Below are 19722 nucleotides of genomic sequence, written 5' to 3' on the forward strand. Positions count from 1 at the left end.
TGGCGAAAGCGGAGTGGAATGGACCGGTCACCACCCCGGGGACCGGGCCCGGGCTCGGCGCCACGGGGGCGCGGGCGGCGCGGACGGCCCGGACCGGCATGGCGCTGGGTGCCCTGTGGCTGCTGGCCGGACTGCTGGCCGTCCGTCAGGCCGCGGCGGTGCTGCGGCGGCCACCGGACCAGCGGCTGACCGACCTGGAGACCTGGATCGGCGACCGCGGTGTCCTTCATTTGAGTGGTTCGCTCTACGCGGGCGACGCGTTCACCGGCACCCCGTTCGCCGGGCTGGTGCTCAAACCGCTGGCCCGCGCCGCCGAGCAGAGCCTCGGGGTCGCCTGGACCTTCGGCACCCTGCTGCTCGTCGTCGTCCTCGGCCTCGTCGCCGCCCGTGCCCTGCCCGGTCCGGTCTCGCGGCGCACCTCGCTGCTGGCCGCGCCGTGCGGCATCTGTCTGCTGGTGCTCTCGCTCCCGGTGCGCAACACCTTCACCCTCGGCCAGACCAGCATCATCCCGGTGCTGCTGATCGTGCTCACCGTGCTGCCCAGCACCTCGGGGCGGCAGGCGGGGGTGCTCATCGGCGTGGCCGCGGCGCTCCAGCCCGCGCTGCTGCTGTTCGCCGTCCTGGCCTGGCTGGTCGGACGGCGCCGGCCGGCCGTGCTCGCGGGGACGACGTTCGCCGTCTGCACCGCGCTGGCCGCGGCGTTGATGCCGCACGACTCCTGGACGTACTGGGCGCACCACATCGGCGGTGCCGGACTCGGCGCGTCCGCCGACAGCGTGGGCAACCAGTCCTTGCACGGACTGCTGCTGCGCGCCGGTGTGGCGGGCCCGGCCGAACTGGCGCTGCTCGCGCCGCCGGCCGTGACGGTCGCGGTGGCCGGTCTGCGGCGCGCGGTGCGCTATGCGCGGGACGGTCAGTTGTTGCTGGCCACCGCGATCACCGGCTGTGTGGCGCTGGCGGTCTCGCCCACCTCCTGGCAGCACCAGCAACTGTGGATCCTGCTCGCCGTGGTCGGCCGGGTCGGCAGGCGCGCCGCGGACCGGCTGGTGTGGCCGGTGCTGGTGGTGCTGGCGATGTCGCTCAGCCGTACCGCACTGCTGCCGGACATCGATCTCCTCGGCCATATCGGGGACAACGCACCGCTGTTGGCCGCGCTCGCCGCCGCCTGCGGGGTGCCGTTCCTCTTCCGCTCCTCGCCGCTGTGGGACGACCCGGTCCCGACTCCGGCGGCGCTGCCGACGAAGGGACGGTACTCCTGGGTGCCGCTGCTGCGCCTGCCGCGGCGGCCGCTGTCCCGCCCCAACCTGGTGCTCGAACTGGTGCTGATCCGCATCGGCTACTTCGCGTACTCATGGATCCGCGGCCACGCGCCCGATGAACGCGGCCCGGCCGAGGGGCACGGACACCAGGTGCTCGTGCTGGAGCGCCTGCTGCACCTCGATATCGAGTACGGGTTCAACGCGTTGGTGGCCGACACCGCGTGGCTGCGGCACGGAATAAACTGGTACTACACCACCTTCCACTTCCTCGTCCCGCTGTCGCTGCTGGGCTGGCTGTATCTGCGCCGCCCGGCCGCCTACCGGTGGGCCCGCACCCCGCTGGCGTTCGCCACCGTGCTGGCGCTCGCGGGCTTCTGGCTCTACCCGCTCGCCCCGCCACGGCTGATGGGACTGGGCTACGTGGACACCGCGCACGGTCCACAGGACTTGGCGCACCCGGACTTCGGCGCCCTGACCAAGCTGTCCAACCAGTACGCCGCGATGCCCTCGCTGCATGTGGGGTGGTCGCTGTGGTGCGGTGTGGTGATCGCGATCGTGGCGCCGCACGTCTGGGCGAAGGTGCTCGGCGCGCTGTATCCGCTGCTGACCACGGCTGTGATCGTCGGCACCGCGAACCACTACGTCCTGGACGCGGTCGGCGGCGTCGTTGTCGTGGCGGCCGGGTTCGGCCTCCAGTACCTGCTGCTCGGGGTGGGCGGGCGGCCACACGAGGAGGCGCCACCGCTGTCGGCGACGATGGGCGCCGCGGTCGCGCGGGCCCGTGGGCTGGTACCCGGACTGGTGAGACAGCGCAGCGGACGGCATGACGATGCCGGGAGCGTCGAGGAGCCCCAGTCCGCCGCGGACGGACCCCCAAAGGGGGGTGATCCTCGCGTTGAGCGGCATGACCAGCGGGTCTAGCGTGGTGAAAAGGGGTGGAAAGGTGCGAAAGCAGGTTGTAGGGGGACCTGGGAATCGAAATGGGGACCGGGGACCCCGACCGAGGAGGGATCAAGGATGTTGCTGGTGAAGGCCGTGACCGCGACGGTCGCCATAGGCGCCTCGATAGCCATCGCGACACCCGCGGTCGCCGCGCCACCACACCCCTTTGTCTTCGTCCACGACCGATTCCAGCCTGCGTCACAGGCGCAGAGCGCCGGTGCGGTGACCTACGACAAGTCGGTGGTGCCGACGTCCGCGAGCGTGTTCATCGCGGAGACGCGGGTGGGCGGCAAGGGCATGAAGTACCACGAGGGTGCGGACGGCCACGAGAACGGCCACCGCATGGTGCCCCACGGAACGTTCGTGTTCATCAGTCTGCGCGGTCTCGCGCCCGGCCACCACTTCGGGATCCATGTCCATACGAAGCCGTGTGGCACCAAGCCCGACTCCTCGGGCCCGCACTACCAGAACAAACAGGACCCGAAGCAGCCCTCGACCAACCCCACGTATGCCAACCCGCGCAACGAGGTGTGGCTCGACCTCACCACCAACAAGGCCGGCAAGGGCTGGGCCAAGTCGTGGGTGAAGTGGCACTTCCGGGCCGGTGAGGCGCGCTCGGTGGTGATCCACGAGCATGCGACCAGCACCAAGGAGGGGAAGGCGGGGATGGCCGGGGACCGGCTGGCCTGTGTGAACGTCCCGTTCAAGTGACCCACGCGCCAACGGCTAGGTCCTGTCCTGTCGATCTTCGTGGATCAGGCCGCGGCGTCTGGTGCCGTAGCTCGCAAGGCGGAGGGTCGTCCTTGTACTGGGCGTACTCGGATGATCCCGACAACGCGGCGAGGTGCGGTGCCAGGCGTCGCGGGCCCACGAAGATCGGCAGGACAGGGCCTAGGCGTAGGCGACCCGTAGCTCCTTGATCCCGTTGAGCCAGGCCGAGCGCAGCCGCCGGGGGGCGCCGGTGAGGTGGATGTCCGGGACGGCGTCCGCGATGGCGTTGAAGATCAGCCGGATCTCCAGCTCCGCGAGGCTCTTGCCGAGGCAGAAGTGCGGTCCGCCGCCGCCGAAGCCGAGGTGGGGGTTGGGGTCACGGGTGATGTCGAAGACCTCGGGGCGGTCGAAGACCTCCGGGTCGTTGTTGGCGGAGGAGTAGAACACCCCGACCCGCTGGCCCGCGCGGATCCGCTGACCGCCCAGTTCGGTGTCCCGGGTGGCGGTGCGCTGGAAGGACATCACGGGGGTGGCCCAGCGGACGATCTCGTCCGCGGCGGTGGCCGGGCGTTCGCGTTTGAACAGCTCCCACTGGTCGGGGTGGGTGAGGAAGGCGTGCATCCCGTGGCTGATGGCGTTGCGGGTGGTCTCGTTCCCGGCCACGGCCAGCAGCAGTACGAAGAAGCCGAACTCATCGGACTGGAGGTTGCCCTCGTCCTCGGCGGCCACCAGCCTGCTGACGATGTCCTGGGCGGGACACTCCTTGCGGTCCACGGCCAGGTTCATCGCGTAGGAGATCAGCTCCATGGCCGACTCGGCGCCGATCTCCTCGGTGATGGCGAGTTCCGGATCGTCGTACGCCACCATCTTGTTGGACCAGTCGAAGATCTTGGAGCGGTCCCGCTGGGGGACGCCGATCAGCTCGGCGATGGCCTGGAGCGGCAGTTCGCAGGCGATGTCGGTGACGAAGTCCCCGGTGCCGCTGGTCTTCGCCTCCGCCACGATACGGACGGCGCGGTCGTGCAGGGCCCCCTCCAGCGCGCGGATGGCGCGGGGGGTGAAACCGCGCTGGACGATCTGGCGGACCCGGGTGTGCTCGGGCGGATCCATATTGAGCATGATCAGCTTCTGGACGTCGATCTGCTCGCGCTGGATGCTCTCGTTGAAGCGGATGATGGCGGTGTTCCGGTGCGAGGAGAAGATCTCGGGCCGGGTGGACACCTCCTTCACATCCCCGTGCCGGGTGACCGCCCAGTACCCGTCGTCCTGGAAACCGGCGATACCGTGCGGCTGGGCGACCCACCAGACCGGGGCGGTGCGGCGCAGCAGGGCGAGCTCCGGGAGCGGTACCCGGTGCTGGTGGAGGTCGGGGTCGGTGAGATCGAAGCCCTCGGGGAGCGCGGGACACGACATCGGCCACTCCAGGTTCCAGACCCGCTCGCGGATCTGACGGACGGATCTGACGGCTCATCAGAAGTGTCCGCAACGTAGTAACGGGTTCTACAAGTGGCAAGAGATATGGCGGCCATTGTTGCCCTGAACGGCCCGACTCGGGCTCTGCACAACCCTTGCGCCGCCGGGGCGGGCGTCAGCAGACTGAGGGCACAACTAGAACACGTACTAGTTGCGGCGTGGATGAGGAGAGGACGAGACATGGCCGCGGAACCCGTCATCGTCGAAGCCGTACGCACGCCCATCGGCAAGCGCGGTGGCGCGCTCGCCAATCTCCACCCCGCCTATCTGCTCGGCGAGACCTACCGCGAACTCCTCGCCCGCACCGGCATCCAGCCCGACTGCGTCGAGCAGATCGTCGGCGGCACGGTGACCCACGCGGGGGAGCAGTCGATGAACCCCGCCCGCACCGCCTGGCTGGCGATGGGCCTGCCGTACGAGACCGCGGCGACCACGGTGGACTGTCAGTGCGGCTCCTCCCAGCAAGCGAACCACATGGTGGCCAACATGGTCGCCACCGGGGTCATCGACATCGGCATCGGCTGCGGTGTCGAGGCCATGTCCCGGGTGCCGCTGGGCAGCGGCTCCAAACACGGCCCGGGCAAACCGTTCCCGGACGAGTGGAACGTGGACCTGCCCAACCAGTTCGAGGCGGCGGAGCGGATCGCCCGCCACCGCGGGCTGACCCGGGAGCGGGTGGACGCGCTCGGACTGCTCTCCCAGGAGCGGGCGGGGCAGGCATGGGCCGAGGAGCGCTTCAAACACGAGACGTTCGCCGTCCAGGTGCCCACCACCGAGGAGGAGCAGGCGGCCGGACAGGGCATGTGGCGGCTGGTCGACCGGGACGAGGGGCTGCGCGACACCAGCATGGAGGCGCTGTCCCGGCTGAAGCCCATCATGCCGACCGCCGTGCACACCGCGGGCAACTCCTCGCAGATCTCCGACGGTGCGTGCGCGGTGATGTGGGCGTCCAAGCGGATGGCCCGCGCCCTCAAGCTCAGGCCCCGCGCCCGGATCGTGGCCCAGGCGCTGGTCGGTGCCAATCCGCACTACCACCTCGACGGTCCGATCGACGCCACCCGTGCGGTGCTGGGCAAGGCGGGGATGTCACTCAAGGACATCGATGTGGTGGAGATCAACGAGGCGTTCGCCTCCGTGGTGCTGTCCTGGGCGCAGGTCTTCGAACAGGACCTGGAGAAGGTGAACGTCAACGGTGGCGCGATCGCACTGGGTCATCCGGTGGGCGCCACCGGAGCCCGGCTGATCACCACCGCCCTGCATGAGCTCGAGCGCGCCGACCGCGAGTTCGCGCTCATCACGATGTGCGCGGGCGGCGGACTGGCGACGGGGACCATCATCCAGCGGCTGTGACCGCTGTCTGTGCCGTGACCAGAATGTACTGAATGCCGTTTCGCCTGCCTCGACCTGCATGCAGGGGCCACCCGGGTCGGCGGCATCTCAGGGCCTATTGCGAAAAATGATCTCGTTTGTTCGGCAGTGCATCTCTCAACAGTCAAGTGGTGACGGTCTGCTGGGACGCTAAATTCCTCTCGTCCGCTAAAGCGGGCCGTGCTATGTCCCGTTTCGGAGTATCCATTTCCCCCGCCCCGTGTCGCTGGCGCAGAGTGTCGCTCAGCCATGGAAAACTTGCTGTCATGTTCAGGGGGGACATCTTGGGTTCACTGAGGTGCGATGACAGGCCGAGGCTGGCCGACTTTGTGCGTCAGGAAGCCGCGACGCAGATGTCGGAAGGCGAGAAGCTGGCGGCGTTGCGTTCCGTGCGTCTGTACTTCCAACGGCCGGATGAGCCGGGCTTTCTGGTCTCCGAGACGGAGTCGGGCCCGGTGGTGCCGGTCTTCACTTCTGTGGAGCGGCTGGCTCTGTTCGCGGGTGTGTGCTCCTGGGCGTCGACGACGGCCGAGGATCTGGTGGAGCTACTGCCCGAGGGGACACAGGCGGTGGTGGATCCGCTGGGGCCACGGACATTTCTTCTGGATGTGGAGTCCTTGCAGGTGAACGGGGAGCGGGGGGAGCGATCCGATGTCGGGTGATGACAAGGGTGGTTCGGCGGCGGATGGTCCGAAGCCAGGTGACGGCTACCGGATCGAGATCGCTTCGGTGAAGAAGGTGTTGGCTCCGCTGGAGGAGTCGGTCGTCGCCGCACGCAAGATCAAGAAGGACTGGAAGGCACTGGCCGATGGCATCGGGAACTCGGCCGACTTCGACATCTGTGACTCCTCGGAGAAAATGCTCCATTCCTGGGGCTTCGGCATGGGGCGGGTGGCCGACCACGCCGGCGTGGTGGTGCAGACCCTTCAGCAGGTGATCGCCTCCTACATGCTGGCCGACCTGCTGCGTATCAAGGACTTCGCGCCGACTGAGGACAACATGGCCAAGCTCCCCTTCGGGGAACAGGGCCTGAAGGCGTGGAAGGAAGGCTACCGGCCGAAGTTCGACCCACCTCCGGAGATCTACAAGGAGCCGTGGCTCGACGACGATGACGACGGCACCTACACCGGAGATGTGCCCACCAACCCGCGGTTGCGTTACGACGGCGGGTGGGAAGTCGACGGCGGATCCAAGGGAGTCACCGCGTGACCCAGAAGGACGCGACCGAGGGCGGCACGACCGAGCGCATACCCCTCAACGCCAAACCCTCCGACGTCATCCCCGGCAGTCCCCGCAAAGTCGAGGACCTGGCGGTCAAACTCCGCGCCTACGCAGGCGCGTTCCAGGACGGAGTGGACCAGCTCGATGTCCTGTCCCTGATGAACTGGACCGGCGCGGCGTCGGAGAACTTCCAGGGTGCGACGGAGAAGCTGCCCAAAGAACTGGGCTCGGCCAAGAAGTACTTCACCTCGGCCGCGAGCGCGCTGGACTCCTATGCGGCGAAGCTGCGGTCGGCACAGAAGCGCGTCAAGCCGATCATCGACGATGCCGATGACGCGCGGGCGGCGTCGAAGCGCCATTGGCAGAGCTGGAAGGACTACAGCGAGGCGTCGGACCGTAAGGACGATCCGCTGCCGGAGAAGCCTCCGGAGGACGATCCGGGGATGGCCGCGCTGGAGGGCTGCTACAAGCGTCTCGACAAGCTCGAGGCAGAACTCAAGATCGTCGTCGAAACCGCCAAGCGCAAACTCGACACCGCCAGGGAGAAGGCTCCGGACAAGCCCGCGACCCCCGAGGGCCTGGGCTGGTTCAAGCAGAAGCTCGGGGATTTCGGTGACGGAGCCGGAGACTTCCTCTACGACCGGTACGAAGACCTCGACGACCTGATGCACGACGGCGTCGGAGGCGCGGGGCTGCAGCTGGCAAACATCGCTGATGGCGCCGCCTACGCCGCGGCCCATCCCAAGGAGTTCGCCAAGGCCGCCATCAACTGGGAGGAATGGCAGCGGAACCCGGCCCGGGCATCCGGACAGCTCACCGCTGGGCTGCTGCTGGCACTGGCCACCGGCGGCGCCACCGGCACCTTCCGGTACGGCAGCAAGGTGGCGAAGACCGCCGCACAGCGCCTGCTCAACCGTGAACGCGCGCTCGGCCGCGACGGCAGCGCCCGTAAGCGGAAGAGCGAAGACCCGGAGGGCAACAACAACCCCAACGGCGAGCGGCCCAAGAAGGGCGAGCCGATCGATGTGGCCACCGGTGAGATGGTCATGTCCGCCACCGACGTCACCCTTCCCGGTGTGCTGCCTCTGGTGCTGGAGCGGCATTACGTCTCCGGGCACCCGTGCGGCGGCTGGTTCGGCCGCACCTGGACCGGCACCCTCGACCAACGCCTGGAGATCGACGACGAGGGCGTCGTCTACATCACCGACGACGGCATGATCCTCGCCTACCCGGTCCCAGAACCCGACGTCCCCACCCTTCCCGCCGCCGGTCCCCGCTGGCCCCTGTGCTGGGACGGCAAACCGGACGGCACCTTCACCATCACCACCCCCGAACACAACCGCACCCTCCACTTCGCACCACTCCCGGCAGCCGGCCGCGAACTCGCCCTCACAGCGATCACCGACCGCACCGGCGACGGCGACCGCATCACCATCACCTACGACGCGCAAGGCGCGCCGACGGAGATCACCCATTCCGGCGGCTACCGCATCGCCATCGACACCGATCCGGAGCTGCTGCGCATCACCGCCCTACGGCTGCTCCACGGTGCGGAGCATCAGCACAGCACCACGCTGATCTCATACGGCTACAGCGAAGCCGGAGACCTGAGTGAGGTCATCAACTCCACCGGACTGCCGCTGCGTTTCCAGTACGACGACGCACGCCGCATCACCTCGTGGACGGATCGCAACGGCACGACCTATGCGTATGTCTATGACCATCGTGGCCGTGTCCTGCGGGGCATCGGCCCTGACGGCATCCTCTCCGGCCGTATGCACTACGACCCCCAGAGCCGCACCAACCGCTACACCGACTCCCAGGGCAACACCACCACCTACGTCTGCAACGAGGCGTACCGGGTCATCGCGGAGACCGACCCGCTGGGCAACACCACCCACACCGAATGGGACCCCGCCAACCGCCATCGCGTCGCGGTCACCGACCCGTTGGGACACACCACCCGCTACCGCTACGACGATCTCGACCGCCTGATCGCCATCGAACGCCCCGACGGCGCGGTCACCGAAACCGTTCATGATGACGAGGGGCTGCCTCTGGAGATCCGTGAGGCGAGCGGCGCCGTCTGGCGCCATGCCTACAACGATCGGGGTGACCGTGTGTCGACCACCGATCCCGATGGCGCCACCACCCATTACACCTACAACGCACTGGGCCATCTCACCTCGATCACGGACCCGCTGCGTCACACCACCGAGATCACCCCGGATGGGACGGGGCTTCCGGTCGCCATCACGGACCCTATGGGCGGAACCACACATATCCGCCGAGGACCACACGGTCAGGTCACCGCTGTCACCGACCCGCTGGGCGAGACCACCCGACACGGTTGGACCGTCGATGGCGAGCCCGCCTGGCGTGAGGGACCAGACGGAACCCGTGAGGTGTGGCAGTGGGACACCGAAGGCAATCTCGCCCGCCATATCGATCAAGCCGGACACACCACCACCTACACCCACACGCACTTCGACCTGCCTGCCACCCGCACCGACCCCGACGGCGCCCACTACACCTTCACCTACGACACCGAACTCCGCCTCAGCGCCGTCACCAATCCCCAGGGTCAGCAGTGGCAGTACACCCATGACGCCGCTGGCCGTCTGATCACGGAAACCGACTTCAACGGAGCCGCCCGCACCTACACCCGCGATGCCGCAGGCCACCTGGTCGCTCAGACCAACGCATTGGGCGAAACCCTGCGCTATACGCGTGACACCGCCGGGCGCGTCACCACACAGCACGACGAGACCACGGGCGAGCAGACGACCTATGGCTACCAAGCGGACGGCGCCCTCTCCGAGGCGAGAAACGCCCACGCGGCCCTGACCCTCGAACGAGACCCGCTCGGCCGTGTGGTGGCCGAGACGGTGAACGGCCGCACAACAACCAACGCGTACGACGCCACGGGCAACCGCACCCACCGCACCACACCCTCGGGCCTGATCTCAACCTGGACCTACGACCCCATGGGCCTGCCGTCCACCCTCACCACAGCCGACCACACCATGACGTTCACCCACGATGCAGCGGGCAACCAAACACGGCGCGCCATGGGGGCGGTCACCCTCACTCAGACCTGGAACGCCGCACACCGGCTCACCGGCCAGACCCTCACCACCAGCCATCATGCCGCAGCGGACGAAGTACTTCAGCACCGTTCCTACGTTCATCGCCCCGACGGCTACATCACTGAGATACGTGAACTCACTTCAGGAACACGGAACTTCACGCTGAACCGTATGGGACGCGTCACAGGCGTCCAGGCCCACGGCTGGACGGAGAAATACGCCTACGACGCCATGGGCAACCAGACCCATGCCGCCGCTCCCGACCATCCCGCCGACGGCGACCGCACCTACAACGGCACGCTCATCCGCCATGCGGGCCGGACCACCTACGAACACGATGCCGTCGGCCGCCTGACCCGCAAGACCCGCAAACTCCTCAACGGCCAGACCCGCACGTGGACCTACACCTGGAACGCCGAAGACCGTCTCGTCAAAGCAACCACCCCTGACGGCCAGGAGTGGAGCTACGTCTACGACCCTCTCGGCCGCCGCCTGTCCAAGACCGGCCCGGACGAAGCCCCTGTCACCTTCACCTGGGATTCGATCCTCCTGGCCGAACAGTCCACCGGCGATGGCCTGACCATCACCTGGGACCACGACCCCGGCACCCACCAGCCGCTCACCCAGACCGAGCGCGAACCGGGCTCCACCCGCTTCCATGCCGTGGTCAGCGATGCCATCGGAACACCCACCGAACTCGTCACCCCTGACGGCCATGTGGCATGGCAGCACCGCACCACCCTCTGGGGTACCCCGCTCTCGGCTCCACCTGACACTGCCACCTGTCCCCTCCGGTTCCCTGGCCAGTACGAAGACCTCGAGACCGGTCTCCACTACAACCACCACCGCTACTACGACCCCGAAACCGCCCGCTACCTCACCCCCGACCCACTCGGCCTCGCCCCGGCACCCAGCCAACACGCATACGTCCTCAACCCACACACCTGGCAGGACCCCCTCGGCCTCGAAGGCTGCAAGGACAAGAAGCCTCCACGCCTCTCCGACGACCTGCCGAGAGGTCTGCCGAAGAAATTCGTCGAGGCATACGACGACATCAGGGCGGGCAACGGTGTCCCACGACGGGATGACAACGGACATCCCAAGATATTCGAAGGTAGGAAATCCCACGAGCGCCCATGGAGCGGGGCCACGGAGTACGAAGTACCGGGCGCCAAGAACCCCGACAAGGCGCGGATCCTCGTAAAGACACTTGCTGACGGACGTAAGGTGATGGGATGGAGCACCGACCACTACAAGACCATCCATCCCTTCACGGCCCCCCACTTCCCGGATAGCGGCTGGCATTGATGTGAACATGTATCGACTGGTTGAAGATGAGACGCAACAGGAAATCCTGACGGCAACTGACTTGTGTGGATTCTTCGCTGACCCCTCAGCGGGAGAATCAGGCTCGGTCATTGCCATCGGAGCATCGCTGAGGCCGGAGAAACTCCCCATTTCCTTCGAGGACGTGGAGTTTCAGGTCAGAGACGTCCAGGGGCAAGAAATTGGATCCTACTATGTGGGAAGGATTGACGTAATCGGTGCGCGGTATGGCGAAGGAAGCCAGGGTCGCATCGATCTGACGATCTCACTGGGTGGATACACCCTGCCATATCCCTATGCGGGAGAGATCTGGCGCACTTGGTCCCATGGTCCACCGGTCAACTCTGGAGTATGGAAAGGCCTTCCTGCCGAGGCGCATGAAAGCTGGCTGCACGTCGTCCAGCAAGTATGGTTCACTTCAGGGCACCGGGCGATGATCTATGGCGATGCGACACATTACGAGATCGCTGGAGCTGACCTGGCCAACATTCATAGCTTCTACTGCGCTCTGGGTGAGGCCGTGAACGGGCCGGGTGGGTACCTCGGATCCACCCCCAGTGGGCTTGCTGATTGCCTCTCCAGCAGCCGCGGAAAGCGTCCGGAAGCCTTTCATCTCACATGGCATGACATTGACGTCTCGCGGCGGAACATCGACCGAGATGAACTCAATTGGGCCCTCGAAGTGATGCGAGACTACGGGGTAGATATCGAATATCCCCCCACTGGCCTTGGCTGAGGAGCAGCAGGGTGTTGGCGGTCGGCCAAGTTCAGGCCTTGGGTCGATGAGGGCGTGAACGAACAGCCACAACACCTGCCAGGACGTGCTGCTCTCGCAGTAATCTACCGCCCACGGTGAGCGGGGGCTGTGGGGTCAGGGTCGTCCGGAAAGGGAATGAGGTTCGTGGAGATCACCCCCCAGGAGTGGCTTGACGGTCTGGTAGGCGCTTCGGAGAAGGCGGAACTGCGACAGGCGCGGGTCCAGGTGTCGGACAGCCGTGAATTGGATCTTTACACCCTCATTGCCGGGTGGTATCAGCACGTCAGAAAAATGCGGGCGGACCTTCCGCTGCCCGATGAGGACCGGTCGGTCTGGGGCGTCCACGATCTCCTCGCCGCACTGTCGCTACGCGACTTCGTGGAGCGGGGAACCGGGCAGCTCGAAGCCGGTCTGGCCGAGACCGCGGGGCGTGCTACCGGCATTGCCGACGAAGAGTTTCTCGCTTACACGGAGAAGGATGATTCCCGGATCATGGAGATCGTAGACGACTCCATCACCGTGGGCTCGGAGTGGTGGTGGGAACGAGTGCCTGTCAGCGGCCCAATCCGCCGGGAAATCGATGCGATCCGCGGCCGCCTCACGGAGTGACGCGTCGCCGTACGGCGACGGCCAGGGCGGGGCCACCGGCGGAACGCAGGTGGTTCTGCCGACCCGCCTTCCGTGCCATGAAGTCGTGGTACCGAGCGGATGTTCACCGCTGCTCTGGCCGGGATGCGCTCGCTGACTGCGATTCTTCGGATTGCGGCCAGGGCTCTCCGGTTGCGGCCGGATCCTCGAACACGGCCGTCGCGTCGAAGGCCGCCCGGCGGGTGGCGCGGCGGAGGGCCTTGAGGACGGTGCCGCCCAGGGCGAGGGTCAGCAGCACCGTCACCACCGCGCGCGGCAGGTCCCAGCCCAGTGAGGTGGCCAGGCAGTAGGCCACGAACCGGGCCAGGTTCTCGCCGACCGGGTCGCCCGGCACATAGCTGATCCCGGTGGCCATGCCCTGCATCAGTGTCCAGCCCTGGAGGTTCATCACCGTGCCGTAGAGCACCGACGCCACCGCCCCGTACGCCGCGAGCAGCGCCAGTTCGGCGCGGCCGCGCAGCCGGGAGGGGCCGGGGAGCAGTCCCGCGCCCATCGAGACCCAGCCCATCGCCAGCATCTGGAACGGCATCCACGGGCCCACCCCGCCGGTGAGCAGCGCGGACGCGAACATCGACACCGAGCCCAGCACGAAGCCGAACCCGGGTCCCAGGGCCCGTCCGGACAGCACCATCAGGAAGAACATCGGCTCGATCCCGGCTGTGCCCGCGCCCAGCGGGCGCAGGGCCGCACCGGCCGCCGCCAGCACTCCGATCATCGCGATGGCCTTCGCGTCCAGACCGGTGTCGGCGATGGTCGCCACCACCACGGCGATCAGCAGTGGCAGCAGCGCGGCGAAGAGCCAGGGGGCGTCCGCGGCATGGGTGGTGACCCCGGAGTCGCCCGGTGCGAACAGCGGCCAGCCGAAGGCCGCCACGCCGACCGCGGAGACCAGCGCCAGCGCGGCCACCGAGCGCGGCCCCAGCCGTACCGGCCGCACCCGCCGTTCCGCAGCCGTCCCCTTGCCCACGGCGCCGGGCGCGCTCACGGCGTCGTCTCCAGCGCCTCGCGTACCTGCGGCACGGTCAGCCACGGCAGCGGTGCCAGGACCTTCGCCACCTGCGGCGCGAACGCGGGGGAGGAGACGACGACCTCGGCCATCGGCCCGTCCGCCACCACCTCGCCCTCGGCCAGGATGACCACGCGGTGGGCGAGTTCGGCCGCGAGTTCCACATCGTGCGTGGCCAGCACCGTGGCATGGCCGTCCGCGGTCAGCTCCCGCACCACCTCCACCAGCCGCGCCTTCGCCGCGTAGTCGAGGCCGCGGGTCGGCTCGTCGAGCAGGAGCAGCGGGGGCCGCGCGGTCAGGACGACCGACAGGGCGAGCGCCAGCCGCTGGCCCTCCGACAGATCGCGGGGATGGGTGGTGTCCGCCACGTCCGGCAGCAGCCGGGCGACCAGCGCGCGGCAGGTGCCCGGGGCCGCGTCCGCGTCCCGGTCGGCCGCCGCGCATTCGGCGGCGACCGTGTCGGCGTAGAGCAGATCGCGGGGTTCCTGCGGTACGAGGCCGACATGGCGCAGGAGTTCGGCGGGGCGGGTGCGGTGCGGGACCACCCCGTCGCCCTCGGTGCCGCCCACCCGGACGGATCCGGAGGCGGGCTGGTGCATCCCGACCAGACTCGCCAGCAGGGTGGACTTGCCCGCGCCGTTGCGGCCCATCAGCGCCACCGTCTCACCGGGCCGCACCACCAGACCGGCTCCGCGCAGCGCCTCGACCCGTCCGTGGCGTACCACCAGCCGGGACACCTCGGCCACCGGCGCGCCCGGCGCGGGCCGGGACACCGCGCGCGGCGCGGCGTCCGCCAGCCGCTCCCGCAGTGGCCCGGCCTTGCGGCGCGCGTCGCGCACCGACAGCGGTACGGGTGACCATCCGGCGAGCCCGCCGAGGGCCACCACCGGCGGCTGGACGGGGGAGACCGGCATGATCTCGGCCGGTTCGCCGACCAGCGGGGCGGTGCCGGGGGAGGGCAGCAGGATCACCTGGTCCGCGTACTGCACCACCCGCTCCAGGCGGTGTTCCGCCATCAGCACGGTGGTGCCGAGGTCGTGCACCAGCCGTTGCAGCACGGCCAGCACCTCTTCGGCGGCGGCCGGGTCGAGCGCCGAGGTGGGCTCGTCCAGGACCAGCACCCGGGGGTGGGTGGTGAGCACCGAACCGATGGCCACCCGCTGCCGCTGGCCGCCGGAGAGGGAGGCGATGGGACGGTCGCGCAGCTCGGCCAGGCCCAGCAGGTCGAGCGTCTCCTCGACCCGGCGGCGCATGGTGTCCGGCGGGACGCCCAGCGACTCCATGCCGTAGGCGAGTTCGTCCTCGACGGTGTCGGTCACGAAATGGGCCATCGGATCCTGTCCCACCGTGCCCACCACATCCGCGAGTTCGCGTGGTTTGTGGGTACGGGTGTCCCGGCCCGCGACGGTCACCCGGCCGCGCAGGGTGCCACCGGTGAAATGCGGCACCAGACCGGAGACGGCGCCCAGCAGCGTGGACTTGCCCGATCCGGACGGGCCGACCAGCAGACACAGCTCCCCCTCGGGAACGGTCAGGTCCACCCCGCTCAGGGCGGGCCGGGCCGCGCCCTCGTAAGCGACGGACACCTGCTCGAAGCGGATCACTGGGTGGCCTCCTCGGAGTCTGTGCCGGATCGTCCGCCGGGGCGCTGCCCGGGTACCGCACCCCGTGGTCCTTCTGCCCGCGGAGCCGGAGCCGGAGCCGGAGCCGGGGTCGGAGCCGGTTGCGGTGCGGGGCGCGGGGGTGCCGGGGCGGCGAACGCGGGGAGCAGCCCGAGCAGCACCCCCGCCGCGGGCCACAGCGGCAGGGTCGGTGCGGTGAGCGGGACGGCCGGCGGTTGCAGCGCCTGCGGTGCGTACGAGGCGGCCCAGACCATCACCGCCGCGACCGCCGCGCCCGAGCCGGACACCAGCCATGCCCGTACGCCCCAGCGGTCCGGCCGGTAGCGGGTGCGCACCGAGCGGCGGCCGCCCAGCCACAGTCCGCCGAGCGCCGCGGCCACTCCGGCGAGCAGCAACGGCAGGCCGTAGCCCCCGCCTTCGGCCGTCAGCAGCCCGTAGGTCCCGCAGCACACCCCGAGCAATCCGCCCAGGGTCAGTGCCGTGGTGACCCGGCGCACGGCCACAGGGACCTGCGCGGTGCGGCCGTAGCCGCGCGCGTCCATCGCCGCCGCCAGGGCCACCGACCGCTCCAGCGCGCCCTCCAGGACCGGGAGCCCGACCTGGAGCAGGGCGCGGAACCCGCGGTCGGGGCGGCCGCGCAGCCGGCGGGCGGCGCGCAGCCGCTGGACGTCGGAGACCAGTTGGGGCGCGAAGGTCATCGCCACCACGATCGCCACCCCGGCCTCGTAGAGCGCGCCGGGCAGGGACTTCAGCAGCCGGGCCGGACTGGCCAGGGCGTTCGCCGCGCCGACGCAGATCAGCAGGGTGGCCAGTTTGAGGCCGTCGTACAGGGCGAACACCAGCCCCTCGGCGGTGACCCGGCCACCGAGCCGTACCCCCTGCGCCCACTCCGGCAGCGGGACCTCGGGGAGGGTGAACAGCACCCGGGTGCCGGGAATCGGTGAGCCCAGGAACACCGCGAAGAACAGCCGGATCGCCAGCACCAGCAGTCCCAGCTTGAGGAACGCGCCGTACGAACGGGCCCAGGGCGCGTCGGTGCGACGGGCAGCGACCACATAGCCCGCGACCGCGACCAGCAGTCCGAGCAGCAGCGGGTTGGTGGTGCGGGACGCGGCCGTGGCCAGCCCCAGCGCCCACAGCCACCAGGCGCCCGCGTGCAGCGCGCCACCGCGGGTGGCGACGGGCGCGCGCAGCCGGGCGGTCAGCCGCGTGGGCGGTCCGGCCGTGGTGCTGCGGGGCGGCGTGGTGCTCATACGCGGCGGCGTCGCGCCTGCCAGACGGCCGCGGCCCCGAGGACGACGACCGCGGCGATCCCGCCGATCAGCCCGGCCGACGGACCGCCGTCGTCACTCCTGCCCGCACTCTTGTCCTCGCCGTCGCCGTCGCCGTCGCCCGCGGCCCCGGTGTCCGGCTCCGCGCCGTTCTTCCCGGTCTTCTCGCCGCAGCCCGAGGAGGGGTATCCGGCGATGGCGCACAGCAGCGCCGCGGAGTTGTAGCGCAGCGGCTTCGCCACGGCGGCCAGCGCCTCCCCGGCGGTGGCCCCTTCGTCGACCCGGGCACAGTGCGTACGGGTCTTCTTCGGGGTGTCACCGCCGGATGCGTCCGCGGCCGTGCCGAAGTCGATGACCACCGCGACCCGCTTGTCGCCGGCCTTGGCGGGGGTGCCGGCGCAGATCGTGCCGAAGTCGGCGGTGCCGCGCGGCTGGACGGCGTTCGCGGAGTCCTCGCTGACGGCGAAGCGGAAGCCGATCGTCTCGCCGTCGCCCGGCCGTGCCACCGATGGGCCCTGCGTGGCGTACGTCCAGCTCTTCGCGCCTGACGCGCGCTCCCAGAACGACCAGTACCGGTACCCGGCCCCGGCCTGCGCCGGAGCCGCCCCGAGCGCCACCAGCAGTCCTGCCAGGACGGCCACCATGACGCGCGGGAGGGCGTGGGCCGTGCCCCGCGCGGCCGACGGGTGGCCCGTGCCCCGGGCGGTCCGGCCGCCGGACCGTGCGGCGGCGAACGGCGGGGTGGCGAACGGCGGCATCCGCATCAGACCCGCTGCTTCTTCCGGCCGCTGAGCAGGAAGCCGATGCCCATACCGGCCACCGCGCAGACGCCCACGACCCACCAGACGCCGTTGCCGCCGTCGTCCTTCTCGTCCTCGCTCTTCGCGGACGCCTCCGGACCGGACGCGGCCTGCGGCTTCGGCCCGGTGGCGTTGAGCTGCCGGACCACATCGGTGCCGCTGAAGTCGCGCGGGTCGCCCCCGGCGGCGTGGGCCGCGAGCACCAGCTTGCCGAGCGCGCCCGGGTTGCCCTTGGCCCAGGCCACCGCTCCGCCGTCCTTGCTCTGGAGCCAGGTCAGCGGCTTGGCGGCGGAGGCGCGGTGGCCGCCCGCGGAGAGCGCCACGATCGCGTCGGCGGTGGCACCGAAGTCCGGCTGGTCCTTGGCGCCGGGCATCGAGGACATCAGGTGGCCACCGTGTCCGGCCATGGCCTTCGCGAGATACGCCGCGGCGCCCTCGGCGGCCTGCTCCGGAGTGCGGTCCTTGGCGTCGCCACCGCAGCTCAGCGGCTCGGGCTCACCGCCCTTGCCCTTGCCCTCGGCGTCGGGGACGAGCCCGCTGCCGCGCACGGCCAGCGCCGCGCTCGCGGTGGCCAGGTCGTTGACGGCCGGGCCGCCCTTGGCCTTCTGGTATGTGAACGCCCCGCGCTCGTCCGCCTTGGCGTCACAGCCGAGCTGCAGGCCGATCAGCGCGTCGTAGGGGGTCTTGCCGCTCTCCGCGGAGGTGACCTCGGCGGGGTCCACGCTGGTGGCGGCGAAGGCACCGACCGCGGCGGAGGTGGAGTTGGCGTCGCTGGGGGCGCCGGGGTTCATACCCCAGCCGCCGTCCTCGTTCTGGTTGCGCTTCAGCCAGCCGATGCCCTTCTCGACGGCCTTGGCGCGTCCGCCCACCGCAGCCAGCGCCTGTACGGCAGCGGCGGTGGCGTCGCCGAACTCACCCTTCTTCGGGTCGCACGCCTTGCCGGTGTCCGCCCGGTACGCGGCGAAGCCGCCGTCCTCGCACTGCTGCCCGGCCAGCCAGTCCACCGCCGACTTCGCCGGGGTGACATCCACCGCGTCCTGCGCGAGCAGCGCGAGCGACTGCCGCCACACCCCGTCGAACTTGGGGTCCGCCGTCCCGTACAGCCCTTCGGGCAGCTTGGCGCCGGACGCCTTCGGGGAGGGCTTGCCATCGGCGAGCGCGGCGGGGGCGGCGGCCGCGCACAGGGCGGCGGAGACGGCCAGAGCCGCGACGCTGCGGCGTACGATCATGGCTGTGGTGCCTCTCGGTGAGTGTCGCCGCTGGGGCGAGGTGGGGGACGACGGCGTACGCGCTGCCGCGCACGGCCGTCCGCCACGCGCGGACACTCCGCGACGCGTCGGCACCGGGCTCAGCTCCGCATACCTCGACGGTGCCGCCGCCGGTGGTCCGGCGGCGGGAGCCTGCGGTGCGTCCGGCCAGGTACTCCGGCTGGGCACGGCGCGCGCGAGGCGGCGCCGTACGGTCACGGTTGCGGGTCAGCGCCGGATTCCCACCGGCTTCCCCCGAACGGACGCGCATGAAGTTTTCCCGCATACCTTAACCGCCCGGTCGGCCCCCCTTTCCCCGGGCTGTCCGGAATCCGGATCTCCGGTCCGGTCCGTCCGCGCCGGGGCCCGCGTCCGTCCGCGCGCGAGCCGGTGCGGACGGTTCAGGCCACGACCCAGGCGGGCGAGACGGCGCCGCCGAGGGTGGCGACCACGGTGGCGACGGCGAGCGCCCAGCACGGTTTGTCGCTGTCCGGCTGGCCGCGGGTGGCCAGCACCATGACCGAGTGACCGGCCATACCCCCGGCGACGATGCCGAGGAGGAGCAGATCGGTCAGATTGCTCCAGGTCGTCTCCCAGGAGCCGAGCCGGACCGCGGCCGCGACGGCGGTGGACAGGGTGGCGATGCCCAGCATCACTGCCCCGGCCTGGGCCGGATGGTCGTGCACATGGGGCCGGGGGCCCTGTTTCGCGGCGTGGTCGGCCACCCGGCGGGACCCCGCGCACCAGGCCACGGCGATCAGTACGACCTCGGCGACCAGGACGGCCACGGCCAGCACTTCCGCTGCCGGGGGCATGTGCGTTCTCCTCTGTCGTCGGGGCGGTCGAGGGTGCGGAAACGAGCCTTTCCGGCTTCGATCCGGAGGCCCAGGGAATTGAGCAACATCTGAGGAGGAACCGGGCGTTCTGGCCGGATCCCATCGGACACGGGCAACTCCTGGCCGAAGTGCGGGTGTTGACCCGG

General features: G+C 69.8%; 15 protein-coding genes. 8 read left to right on the plus strand and 7 right to left on the minus strand.

Going from position 1 to position 19722, the window contains the following annotated elements; genetic code table 11:
- The first annotated feature begins 98 nt into the window (after positions 1-98).
- Entirely contained in the window at positions 99-2180 is a 2082-nt protein-coding gene (locus tag NMK44_RS36940; protein WP_254751715.1) for a bifunctional glycosyltransferase 87/phosphatase PAP2 family protein, read from the plus strand.
- Between the two features lie 96 nt (positions 2181-2276).
- Positions 2277-2912, plus strand: a complete 636-nt coding sequence (locus tag NMK44_RS36945) for a superoxide dismutase family protein (RefSeq protein ID WP_254751645.1) — start codon at positions 2277-2279, stop codon at positions 2910-2912.
- A gap of 180 nt (positions 2913-3092) precedes the next feature.
- Here NMK44_RS36945 and NMK44_RS36950 read toward each other — a convergent pair whose 3' ends face one another.
- Positions 3093-4325 (minus strand): cytochrome P450, encoded by a 1233-nt coding sequence (locus tag NMK44_RS36950; protein WP_254751647.1) that lies wholly within the window; start codon positions 4323-4325, stop codon positions 3093-3095.
- Between the two features lie 240 nt (positions 4326-4565).
- Between NMK44_RS36950 and NMK44_RS36955 the strand changes: the two genes are divergently transcribed.
- The 6 genes from NMK44_RS36955 to NMK44_RS36980 all read left to right on the plus strand — a co-directional run bounded on the left by NMK44_RS36955 (position 4566) and on the right by NMK44_RS36980 (position 12755).
- Complete coding sequence (locus tag NMK44_RS36955) at positions 4566-5735, plus strand: steroid 3-ketoacyl-CoA thiolase (protein WP_254751649.1); 1170 nt, start codon at positions 4566-4568, stop codon at positions 5733-5735.
- Between the two features lie 347 nt (positions 5736-6082).
- Positions 6083-6415: an SseB family protein gene (locus NMK44_RS36960; protein ID WP_254751651.1), complete on the plus strand. Its 333-nt coding sequence runs from the start codon at positions 6083-6085 to the stop codon at positions 6413-6415.
- Positions 6405-6962: a hypothetical protein gene (locus NMK44_RS36965; protein WP_254751653.1), complete on the plus strand. Its 558-nt coding sequence runs from the start codon at positions 6405-6407 to the stop codon at positions 6960-6962. The genes NMK44_RS36960 and NMK44_RS36965 overlap by 11 nt, the downstream gene beginning before the upstream one ends.
- A complete protein-coding gene (locus tag NMK44_RS36970; protein WP_254751655.1) occupies positions 6959-11371 on the plus strand; it encodes a DUF6531 domain-containing protein in 4413 nt (1470 codons plus the stop codon). The genes NMK44_RS36965 and NMK44_RS36970 overlap by 4 nt, the downstream gene beginning before the upstream one ends.
- A 7-nt stretch (positions 11372-11378) precedes the next feature.
- Positions 11379-12125 (plus strand): barstar family protein, encoded by a 747-nt coding sequence (locus NMK44_RS36975; protein ID WP_254751657.1) that lies wholly within the window; start codon positions 11379-11381, stop codon positions 12123-12125.
- 165 nt (positions 12126-12290) lie between these two features.
- Positions 12291-12755 (plus strand): hypothetical protein, encoded by a 465-nt coding sequence (locus tag NMK44_RS36980; protein WP_254751659.1) that lies wholly within the window; start codon positions 12291-12293, stop codon positions 12753-12755.
- Between the two features lie 103 nt (positions 12756-12858).
- On the opposite strand, the gene NMK44_RS36985 is transcribed toward NMK44_RS36980, so the two are convergent.
- The 6 genes from NMK44_RS36985 to NMK44_RS37010 all read right to left on the minus strand — a co-directional run bounded on the left by NMK44_RS36985 (position 12859) and on the right by NMK44_RS37010 (position 19555).
- A complete protein-coding gene (locus NMK44_RS36985) occupies positions 12859-13779 on the minus strand; it encodes an ECF transporter S component (RefSeq protein WP_254751661.1) in 921 nt (306 codons plus the stop codon).
- A complete protein-coding gene (locus tag NMK44_RS36990) occupies positions 13776-15404 on the minus strand; it encodes an ABC transporter ATP-binding protein (protein WP_254751663.1) in 1629 nt (542 codons plus the stop codon). The genes NMK44_RS36985 and NMK44_RS36990 overlap by 4 nt, the downstream gene beginning before the upstream one ends.
- A complete protein-coding gene (locus tag NMK44_RS36995; RefSeq protein WP_254751665.1) occupies positions 15401-16675 on the minus strand; it encodes an energy-coupling factor transporter transmembrane component T in 1275 nt (424 codons plus the stop codon). The genes NMK44_RS36990 and NMK44_RS36995 overlap by 4 nt, the downstream gene beginning before the upstream one ends.
- Positions 16672-17337, minus strand: coding sequence for an SCO2322 family protein (locus NMK44_RS37000; protein ID WP_254751717.1), 666 nt, complete (start codon positions 17335-17337; stop codon positions 16672-16674). The genes NMK44_RS36995 and NMK44_RS37000 overlap by 4 nt, the downstream gene beginning before the upstream one ends.
- A 119-nt stretch (positions 17338-17456) precedes the next feature.
- Positions 17457-18722 (minus strand): SCO2321 family membrane protein, encoded by a 1266-nt coding sequence (locus NMK44_RS37005; RefSeq protein WP_254751667.1) that lies wholly within the window; start codon positions 18720-18722, stop codon positions 17457-17459.
- Positions 18723-19141: 419 nt separating this feature from the next.
- A complete protein-coding gene (locus NMK44_RS37010; RefSeq protein ID WP_254751669.1) occupies positions 19142-19555 on the minus strand; it encodes a hypothetical protein in 414 nt (137 codons plus the stop codon).
- Positions 19556-19722: the final 167 nt, after the last annotated feature.

This window comes from Streptomyces cucumeris, assembly GCF_024295805.1.
GTDB classification, from domain to species: Bacteria; Actinomycetota; Actinomycetes; order Streptomycetales; family Streptomycetaceae; genus Streptomyces; species Streptomyces cucumeris.

Bases quoted from the DNA above. Each gene is read 5' to 3' on its own strand.
- NMK44_RS36940 (WP_254751715.1), top strand. From the start codon at position 99: ATGGCGCTGGGTGCCCTGTGGCTGCTGGCCGGACTGCTGGCCGTCCGT.
- NMK44_RS36945 (WP_254751645.1), top strand. From the start codon at position 2,277: ATGTTGCTGGTGAAGGCCGTGACCGCGACGGTCGCCATAGGCGCCTCG.
- NMK44_RS36950 (WP_254751647.1), bottom strand. From the start codon at position 4,325: ATGTCGTGTCCCGCGCTCCCCGAGGGCTTCGATCTCACCGACCCCGAC.
- NMK44_RS36955 (WP_254751649.1), top strand. From the start codon at position 4,566: ATGGCCGCGGAACCCGTCATCGTCGAAGCCGTACGCACGCCCATCGGC.
- NMK44_RS36965 (WP_254751653.1), top strand. From the start codon at position 6,405: ATGTCGGGTGATGACAAGGGTGGTTCGGCGGCGGATGGTCCGAAGCCA.
- NMK44_RS36975 (WP_254751657.1), top strand. From the start codon at position 11,379: ATGTATCGACTGGTTGAAGATGAGACGCAACAGGAAATCCTGACGGCA.
- NMK44_RS36995 (WP_254751665.1), bottom strand. From the start codon at position 16,675: ATGAGCACCACGCCGCCCCGCAGCACCACGGCCGGACCGCCCACGCGG.
- NMK44_RS37000 (WP_254751717.1), bottom strand. From the start codon at position 17,337: ATGGTGGCCGTCCTGGCAGGACTGCTGGTGGCGCTCGGGGCGGCTCCG.
- NMK44_RS37005 (WP_254751667.1), bottom strand. From the start codon at position 18,722: ATGATCGTACGCCGCAGCGTCGCGGCTCTGGCCGTCTCCGCCGCCCTG.
- NMK44_RS37010 (WP_254751669.1), bottom strand. From the start codon at position 19,555: ATGCCCCCGGCAGCGGAAGTGCTGGCCGTGGCCGTCCTGGTCGCCGAG.